1 protein-coding gene is annotated in these 2,539 nt (G+C 40.1%); it reads left to right on the top strand.

What is annotated here, in order from left to right; translation table 11 throughout:
* Positions 1 to 16: 16 nt before the first annotated feature.
* Positions 17 to 2,539, top strand: a 2,523-nt coding sequence (locus ENL20_11785; protein HHE39235.1) for a hypothetical protein, incomplete at its 3' end; no start/stop codon positions are given.

Below are 2,539 nucleotides of genomic sequence, written 5' to 3'. Positions count from 1 at the left end.
TTATATTGGAGGATGTATGAAAAATTTAGTTTTTATTATGTTGTTTTTGTTAATGTCAGGTTTGTGTTGGGGAAAAACTCAAAAGAACTCCTTGTTCACTCCTCAACTTCAGGAAAAATTGGATTCTGCTTCTGATCATGAATTTATCAGGATCAATATTCGCTTGAAAAACCAATTTGATTCCGATGAATTAATGAGACAGACTCAATTTCTCACAAAAGAAGAAAAAAGAGATGTTGTTGTTAATGAATTAAGAAATTTCAGCCGCACATCACAATCAGCGATTTTGAATCAAATGAATGAGATGAACAGAAGTCTTTCCATTAAAAATATCAGATCTCTCTGGATCACTAATGTGATCAACTGCTATGCCCAAAAGGAAGCTATTCTGGAATTAACAGAAAGAGACGATATTGCTCAAATCGATTATGATGAATATCGTCAGGTTCTGAACATGGAGGAAAGTAAAGAAAACAAAACAGTTCCCGGAAATCCAAATTCGAGAGAGATAACCTGGAATGTTTCAAAAGTAGATGCTGACGATGTCTGGGGATTGGGATATACAGGTGATGGAGTTGTTGTTGCTGTTCTTGATACAGGAGTCAGATACACTCATAACGATCTCGATGATCATCTCTGGACAGATCCTTCCTATCCTAATCACGGTTACGACTTTTATAATGATGATAATAATCCCATGGATGATCATGGACACGGAACTCACTGTGCTGGAACTATTGCCGGAGACGGAACTTCCGGATCTCAAACCGGAGTTGCTCCCGATGCTCAGATCATGGCATGTAAAGTTCTTAATTCCGCTGGTGGTGGACATGAATACGATGTCTGGGATGCGATTGAATTTGCTGTTGAAAACGGTGCTGATATTATGAGCATGTCCATCGGTTGGCAGCATCGCTGGGGACCTGATAGAACAAGTTGGCGAAATGCTATGAACAATGCTCTGGCAGCAGGAGTTATTGCCTCAGTTGCTGCTTCCAATGAAGGTGATAATCAATCAACTTATCCGATTCCCGATAATGTTGGAACACCCGGAGATGTACCACCTCCATGGCTTAATCCTGATCAGACATTAACTGGAGGAAAATCTGCAGTCGTATGTGTCGGAGCAACAGACAACACTGATACAATCGCTTATTTCTCAAGTTTAGGTCCGGTTACCTGGGAAGATATTTTCGGATTTAATGATTATGCTTATAGTCCGGAGATGGGATTAATTCGTCCAGACATTTCAGCACCTGGAGTTGATATTAAATCTTTAGATTATTCCAGTGATACCGGTTATGCTTCCGGATGGAACGGAACTTCCATGGCGACTCCATGTGTAGCTGGAACAATGGCTTTGATGCTGGAAAAGAACAATTCTCTCGCTCCTGCAGATATCTGCCGGATCATCGAAGAAAACTGCGATATTCCTCAATCACCAAAAAATAATACTTACGGTTCCGGTAGAATTAATGCTTATGATGCTGTTGTTGCTGTCTCGAATACAACTGCAAATCCGGGAATTTCTACCCAATCATCTTTTTCCCAGACATTAAAGACCGATCAATCAGATTCTCAAACTCTCAGCATAACTAATAACGGAGATTCAAATTCTATCCTGAATTATACCGTAACTTATGATTATACTTCAAGAAGTGATGACAGCGGAAGGAGTATTTCCGGTTCAACCTTTGAAAGCTATTTCGACCATTATATTCCCGGAACTACTTTTGATATTGGTTTTGTTATCAGAAACACTAGTACCGATGATGAATGGTTAGATGGAGCATCATTAGACTTCCCATCCGGAGTAACAGTGAATAGTTCCACAGATTTTGTCGGCGGATATTACGGTCCATTAGTAACAAACGGAAATACAGGTAACGGAGCAACAATTACCTGGTCTGATAATAATGGAGGTTACGGGAATATAAGACCGGACGAAAGTGCTCAAGCAACGGTTAATGTTACGGTCAGCAGCAGTTTCTCCGGTAATATGACTTTGGATTGGACTCTATCGGGAGATGTTTATGGAAGTACACCTCACGATATTTCCGGAAGTATCACTCTTTCCCATAAATGGCTTCAGGTAGGTTCAACTTACGGAATCCCGGTTGTTGGTGATTGTGATTATGATGAAACAGATAATATTACTTTAACTTTCAATTCACAAAATTTAAGTGTAGGAACTTATACTGCTGATATTACTATTCAAAACAGTGCCGGAGCCGATATTGTTATTCCTGTAACTTTAGATATAGCAGAAGATCCAAATCCCGCTACTTTAGTCCAACCTGCTGATGGCGGACCTGGAACAGTTCACTTGGAACAGCTTCTTGAATGGTCTCCCGGAACAGGTTTACCTCCGGATGGTTATAAACTTTATCTAAATAATTTTACTCCTCCAACATCCCTGGAATATAATGGAACTTCAACGAGTTTCCTACCTGATACTTTGCTTCTTGATTTTGATACAACCTATTACTGGCAGGTTGTTCCATATACAACAGGTAGAGGAGATGCCAGTGGTTGCCCG

The sequence above is a fragment of the Candidatus Cloacimonadota bacterium genome (genome assembly GCA_011372345.1).
Taxonomy (GTDB): domain Bacteria; phylum Cloacimonadota; class Cloacimonadia; order Cloacimonadales; family TCS61; genus DRTC01.
The sequence above is the reverse complement of the archived record's forward strand: the minus strand, read 5'-3'. Positions and strand labels throughout refer to the sequence as shown.